At 58.3% G+C, this 7,169-nt stretch carries 4 protein-coding genes; 2 read left to right on the forward strand and 2 right to left on the reverse strand.

The features are described 5' to 3' along the window. Positions 1-190 precede the first annotated feature (190 nt). Both tilS and ftsH read left to right on the forward strand, forming a co-directional pair. Positions 191-1,555 (forward strand): tRNA lysidine(34) synthetase TilS, encoded by a 1,365-nt coding sequence (tilS, locus tag VEH04_17825; protein ID HYG24638.1) that lies wholly within the window; start codon positions 191-193, stop codon positions 1,553-1,555. A gap of 56 nt (positions 1,556-1,611) precedes the next feature. After that, entirely contained in the window at positions 1,612-3,642 is a 2,031-nt protein-coding gene (ftsH, locus tag VEH04_17830; GenBank protein HYG24639.1) for an ATP-dependent zinc metalloprotease FtsH, read from the forward strand. A gap of 48 nt (positions 3,643-3,690) precedes the next feature. On the opposite strand, the gene VEH04_17835 is transcribed toward ftsH, so the two are convergent. Further along, a complete protein-coding gene (locus tag VEH04_17835) occupies positions 3,691-6,609 on the reverse strand; it encodes a family 78 glycoside hydrolase catalytic domain (GenBank protein HYG24640.1) in 2,919 nt (972 codons plus the stop codon). Continuing rightward, a partial coding sequence (locus VEH04_17840) for an MFS transporter (protein ID HYG24641.1) occupies positions 6,606-7,169 on the reverse strand: 564 nt, incomplete at its 5' end. The genes VEH04_17835 and VEH04_17840, both read right to left, overlap by 4 nt.

The following is a 7,169-nucleotide window of genomic DNA, read 5'->3' on the forward strand; positions in this document are numbered from 1 at the left end:
CGCGCATCCTTGCCGCCCGGACGAACCTTTAAGCACGAGAGGCACTCAGATTCTTTCAACCCGCTCGGCTTCGTTTGAGGTTCCTTCCACCGGGCTGGAAGCCCGGCTCCACGGCAGGCAAGGATGCCTGACGCCACGGGCCCCAACCGAACGCCCTTGATCCCGCAATGCGCGGCGATAGCATCACGCAGTGATCGAACTGGTTCGAAACCTTGAAACCACAATCCAATCGCGCCGCCTGCTAAACGATGGCCAGCGCGTGCTGGTCGCGGTTTCGGGTGGTGTCGATTCCATGGTGCTTCTGCATCTCCTGCACTCCCTCTCCGTCAGTCATCGCTGGACTCTATCAGTCGCGCATTTCAATCATCAGTTGCGCGGCCGCAGCGGCAATGCGGATGAACGCTTCGTTCGCGAGGCGGCGCTCAGGCTGAAGCTGAAGTGCTTTTCTGAAGGTGCGAATGTGAAGGCTTGCGCGGCGAAGGAAAAGATCTCCGTGGAAATGGCCGCTCGCAAATTGCGTCACGAATTCCTCGCCCGCACTGCGCGAGAGCAACGCATCCCGACTGTTGCGCTTGCGCATCATGCAGACGATCAGGTGGAACTTTTTCTTCTTCGGCTCTTGCGCGGCAGCGGAGAGGAAGGCCTTGCTGGCATGCGTTGGAAGCGTTCGTCGCCGGCTCATCCCCGGGTCACTCTAATCCGCCCGCTCCTCGATTGTCCGAAAACCGCGCTGCTCGCGTACGCGAAGGAGCAGGGAATCTGGTTTCGAGAGGATGCCAGCAACGATTCGCTCGAGATCCAAAGGAACCGGATCCGCCATGAACTTGTGCCCTTGCTGCAATCGAAGTATCAACCCGCGCTCTTGCGGGTTGTTGCCCGTGTGGGTGAGCTTTCGGGTGCGAACGCCGAATTCGTTGCGCAGGCTGCGCGAAATTGGCGCGATGATCCAAAATCGCCATTTGCGGAACTTCACGTCGCGCTTCAGCGATCCTGTTTGCAACAGCAGTTGGTGGAACTTGGAATTCCGCCGCACTTTGAATTAATCGAGGCATTGCGCCTTAGGCCCGGAAAGCGCATTTCGTTCGGCCCGCGCGAATTCCTGAGTTGCGGACGGGACGGGCGAATTAAAAAGGAAAGCGTCACGCGCTTTCAGACCAGAGCCCCAGCCGTGGAGGTCGCACTGAGCGGACGTGCAGGCAAACTGAACTTCAACGGCCTTGAAATCACGTGGAAGCTGACAAAACCCACGAACAATTCGCTGCCTGGGCGTCGTCCTCGGCTTGAAGTGTTTGATGCGGACCGCGTCGGACCCGCGGTTCTTTTGCGACACTGGCAAGCCGGAGATCGATATCAACCGATTGGAATGCCGGGTTCCGTGAAGTTGCAGGACCTGTTTACGAACGCCCGAATCCCACGCGACGAGCGGCAGCGACTCGCGGTCGCGTGTACTGGCTCGGGGGAGGTCTTTTGGGTCGAAAAGCTGCGTATTTCGGAGCAGTTCAAGATCACGCCATCCACAACTCGTCGCTTGCTTTGGCAGTGGAAGCCCCGTTAAATCCCCCCGGTTGCGGGTAAATCCCCATCGTGTTAACTTGCGGCCAACCAAATCTCATGGCTGAAGACAATAAAATGAATGATGACGACAAAAACTCCCGAAAGGGTGGGGAGTTTCGTGTTCCGCCGCGCACGTGGGTCGTCTGGATCGCAATCATCGGCAGCATCATCATGCTCGTGATGATGCGCGGCAAAATGGACCCGCCAGGGACCCTGCTTTCGCAGCCGGAGTTCATGGCAAAAGTGGACGCCAATCTCATCGCGCCCGGCGCAAAGATCAGCTACACGCAACAATCCCTGCTGCAGGAAATCTCGGGCGCCTATTACAAGGCGGATGCAAAAGGCGAAGCCATCAAGGGCGAGACGATACCGTTCCGCGCCAAGGTTCGGCTCACGGACGAAGCCGAGAACAAGCTGTACGCAACGGGCAAGTTTGTGGCGCACGAGTCCAATCAGATTCTCGTTGGTCTCATTTGGAGCATCCTTCCGATTCTCGCAATCGCCGCCTTCATCTGGTTCTTCTTTATTCGCCAGATCAAGATGGCTGGAAAGGGCGCGCTCAGTTTTGGCAAGAGCAAGGCCCGCCTGCTCGCCAAGGAACGCAACAAGACCACGTTCAAGGACGTTGCGGGAATTGATGAAGCCATCGAGGAAGTTTCCGAGCTGGTTGAATTCCTCAAGGATCCCAAGAAGTTTCAGCGCCTCGGCGGCCGGATTCCCAAGGGTGTCCTGATGGTTGGACCTCCCGGAACTGGAAAGACGCTGCTTGCGAAAGCAATCGCAGGCGAAGCAGATGCCGCGTTCTTCAGCATCAGCGGATCAGACTTCGTTGAAATGTTCGTGGGCGTTGGCGCCAGCCGCGTTCGCGACATGTTCGAGCAGGCGCGCAAGAACACGCCGTGTTTGATTTTCATCGACGAAATTGACGCTGTCGGCCGGAGCCGTGGACATGGCCTGGGTGGCGGCAACGATGAACGCGAACAAACGTTGAATGCGTTGCTGGTTGAGATGGATGGCTTCGACACACAGGAAGGCATCATCATCATTGCGGCAACGAATCGGCCCGACGTTCTCGATCCCGCGCTCCTGCGCCCGGGACGTTTTGATCGCCAGGTGACCGTCAACCTGCCTGACGTTCGCGGACGGGAAGCGATCCTCAAGGTGCATGCGAAGAACGTGAAGCTCCTCCCTGGGGTGGATCTTTCGATCATTGCCCGTGGCACTCCTGGATTCTCTGGCGCAGAGCTCGCCAATCTTTTGAACGAAGCGGCCCTCCTTGCAGCCCGCACCAACAAGAAGGGCGTCGGCATGCAGGAACTGGAAGAGGCGCGCGACAAGGTGCGCTGGGGCAGGGAACGGCGAAGCCTCGCCATGACAGATGAGGAGAAGAAGTTTACGGCGTGGCACGAGGCGGGACATGCGCTCGTGAACGTGATGCTGAAACATACGCATCCGCTGCACAAGGTGACGATCATTCCGCGCGGGCAATCGCTCGGGGCCACGATGTACCTGCCCAAACAGGACATCCACAGCCGCAAGCGCAAGGAAATGCTGGATGTGATCGCAGTCACCATGGGCGGGCGAATCGCCGAAGAGATTGTCTCGGAGGACATTTCAACGGGCGCCTCCATGGACATTCAACAGGCGACGCAACTCGCGCGGGCAATGGTTTGCCAGTACGGCATGAGCGAGAAGCTGGGCATGGTCCAGTATGGTGACGATGACGAGTATGTCTTCCTCGGCCGTGAAATGGCGCGAACGAAGAACTTCAGCGAGCACACCGCGGAAGAGATCGACAGTGAGATCAAGCGGATTATCGACGAAGCCTACAATGTTGCGCGCGAAATCATTTTCGGAAATCGCGACAAGCTGGAGCTGATTGCAAAATCCCTGCTCGAATATGAAACGCTGGAAGGCTCGCAGGTTGAGGAGATCATCCAAACCGGCAAGTTCACTCCACCTCCGCCCCCGGCCAACATCGAGCCTCCCCACGGAGCGCCCGCTGGAACCCCATTGCCGGAGAATCCGACAAAGCCGTCGTCACCCAAGTTGCCCGGGCTCGGCAACCCGGCCCCCGCGCCCGTTTAAATTTTCGCAAGGCAATCCTTCAACCCGGCAGTGAACCTGCCGGTTTTTTTATTGCGATCGAATGCGTGCCGTGAACGCGTAACGTCCCGATTGAACTTCGAAAGTTCCAGGCTCGTGTGGGTTGAGGAGTCGAATGCCGGCGGATTTTTCAGCAGGAATACCGCCTTCCAAAATCTCGCACGTGCCATGGGGAAGGGTGACGATCGCAGATGTGTTTGCGGGAATTGTCAGGTGCAGTTCGAACGCATTGCCTTCGAGAGTCCATCGGCTCTCAATTCTTCCGTGGATAGAGTCGTAACGCGCATCGGCTGATGAAATTCCAAGCCCGAGCCACGGCCTGATAACGAATCGTTTGAAGCCTGGAATCTCCGAATCCAGTTCAATGCCGGCCACGTGCCGATAGAGCCATTCGCCGACGGAGCCCAGCGAGTAATGATTGAATGAGTTCATCGCGGGATTGAAGAACCCGTCCTTCTCAGTCCAGCCGTTCCAACGCTCCCAAATCGTCGTGGCGCCATGGATCACGGGGTAAAGCCAGGAAGGATAATCCTGGTTGAGAAGCAGGCGATACGCGACGTCTGCGTGGCCACTCAAAGTCAGGATGGGATTCAAGTGGCTGATGCCGATGAAGCCCGTGCTCAGGTGCCAATTGAGGTTGCGGATATTTTCGACGAGATGATCTGCAGCGCGGCTGCGCACTTCCTGCGGCAGCAGGTTGAACGCGAGCGCAAGGAGATACGCGGTTTGGGTTTCAACTTCAAGCCGGCCATCATTTCGCAACCACTCTTTCTGGAATGCGTTTCGCACGGATTCAAACATGCGATCGAAACGTTCAGCGTCAGAGTCGCGTCCGAGTTCGCGCGCCATTCGCGCCATCTTCGCCGCGTCATCAGCCCAATACGCGGTGGCGAGCAGCGTCTTCATCGGCGATTGCGTGCGGAACTCGCGGTCCGACGGAATGCACAGCCAGTCACCGTAATTGTTGTTGAGCGCGTTTGCGCGGATTCCATTGGGGTTGGATTTCTCCAGCCAGTCCAGCCATCGCACCATCGAATCCCAGTGGCGTTCAATGATGCGTCGATCGCCGTACACACGCCATAGCGTCCACGGCACAATGATTCCCGCATCCGCCCAGCCTGCAGCGCCGCCCAATCCGTCCAGGCCTGCAAAGCCTTCGCCTTCGCGGAGGCGCGGGGCGACATCGGGAAAAATGCCGTCGACATCCTGCGAGTCAGTGACATCAATCATCCACTTGGTGAAGAACGCCGCGACATCCATGTTGTACGTTGCCGTGCGAAGGAACACCTGCGCATCGCCCATCCAGCCAAGCCGCTCATCGCGTTGCGGGCAATCGGTCGGCACCGATAGGAAATTTCCTTTCTGACCCCACAGCGCATTTTGCCAGAGCCGGCTCACAAGCGGATGCGAACACTCGAAGTGGCCGGCAGCAGGCGTTGCGGACATCACGACGCAGCCGGAAATCTTTTCCAGCGGCAGCGCGTTTTCGAGTCCGGAGAGTTCAACATATTGAAATCCGTGAAATGTGAATCGCGGTTCCCAGGTCTCCTCGCCGTCGCCTTTGAGAATGTAGATATCCGTGGCGCGGGCGCGGCGAAGATTATCCGTGTAAAGCGTGCCGTCGGGGTTGAGGCGCTCGGCGTGCCGCAGTTGAACGCGCGTTCCTGCCGCGCCTTGAACCGCGATTCGCATCCATCCTGCAATGTTCTGGCCCAGATCGTAGATGAACACGCCTGGCTTAATCTCGGTGACGGAAACAGGCCGAAGTGTTTCGACCACGCGGACAGGTTCGGAGCGCTGCGCAACCAGTGGAAGTTCCCGATCCGTATCGCGGCTCTTGTTGTTCGAAAAGCCAAACTTCGGGATGTGAACCCTGGCGGGCGGGACTTCAATCGCGTGCAGCCAGGCCGAATCATCGAACCCAGGCCGATCCCACCCAGCGCGGTCGCGTTGGGCATCGTAGGTTTCGCCCATCATGAAATCAGCTGACAGGATGGGTCCCGTCTCGCAACGCCATGAGCGATCGCTTGTGATGATGATTTTCTTTGCTGGGCGGTTAAGCACCTCCTCTCCCCGTCCCTCTTCTCCATTCGGAATGGAGGAGAGGGTGGCCGAAGGTCGGGAGAGGAGGGGTCCTGTGGGTTCCGGGAATTCAACACGCGAAGTCTGCGCTTCGATTTCCAACTGAACGAGCAGGCTGTTTTGCAAGGTTCCATATTGTCCCCGCACCTCCTGCCAGCCCACAAACCCACTCCACCAACCATCGCCAAGAAATGCGCCCAGAGCATTCTCGCCGCGGCGGAGCAGGGGAGTGACGTCGAACGCGCGATAGTGCAAGCGCTTGTTGTAATCCGTCCATTCAGGAATGAAGCGGTCCTCCGTCACGCGGTGTCCGTTCAGTTGCAGGTCGACGATGCCGCGCGCGCTCACGTAAAGCGTTGCGCGTTGGATTATTCCCGCCACCTCAAAGTGTTTTCGCAGCAGGGGACACGTGCCCGGCTGCGTCGGAGTTGATTCAAGCGCGTCGGCGTCGCGGCGAATGATCTCGGGATCGTGCGAAATCCAACGGGCCTGCCAGTCATTCGGGTTCAACAATCCCATCGTCCAGAGTGCGGGCGCACTCGTGATCGCCTGGCCCTGTTCATCCCAGATCGTCACGTGCCAATGACATTCCATGCGCGAGCTCAGCGGCGAACCGGCGTAGGCAATGTGGGTCGATTGATCTCCCTCAATCCGGCCGCTGTCCCATAGATCCGCGCGGTTGCTTGCCAGAAGTTTCGAGGAACTCGCGACGCGGATCTGCCACGCCGTTTGCTTTGCGCCGCGGCGATCGGATTGCAGGATCCAACTCAACCGCGGCTGGATTTCGTCAATGCCAAGCGGGTTCTGCAAGTATTCGCATCGCAGGCGCGAAATGCGGATGGGTCCTCGAATGTCAGGCTGATTCATGTTCCCGCGCGCTCCGATTCAATCTGCTCGAGTGACTTTCCGGACGTGTTGGGCATGAAAAAGAATCCGACTGCGCCGCTGATCACCAGGAAGATCGTGAGCAGCGAGGCGAGCAGCGGAATTCCACCTGAACCCGTGAGCACTGGCACGAAGAAGCTCCAAATGCCGACGGCGATGCGCGCCACCCCGAACGTGATCCCCTGGGCGGTTCCGCGCAGCATCGTGGGAAACAGTTCCTGGCTAAACACCTTGTAAAACGCCTCGCCGGCAAGCGCGGCGCCGCCCGCGAAGAGGACGATGTTCACCACGATCACGGGAATGCTGAAAGGCAGCAGAATCAAAAGACCATAAGCAACGATCTGCGTGATGGCTCCAATGCCCCACAGCAGCTTCCGTGTGCTGTGACCTCGATCGGCGTAAGGCATGAATACCGTGACGGCCACGATCATGGCCGTGATGAATGCGGCGCTGGGCAGGCCGACGCCGAGGGCCTGGTTGTCGGCGTTGTGTTTGGTGATGAGATACGAATTAAAGGCGCCTGCTGTTCCCGCAGCGAGATT

The organism is Verrucomicrobiia bacterium, from assembly GCA_035629175.1.
Classification (GTDB): domain Bacteria; phylum Verrucomicrobiota; class Verrucomicrobiia; order Limisphaerales; family DASXHY01; genus DASXHY01.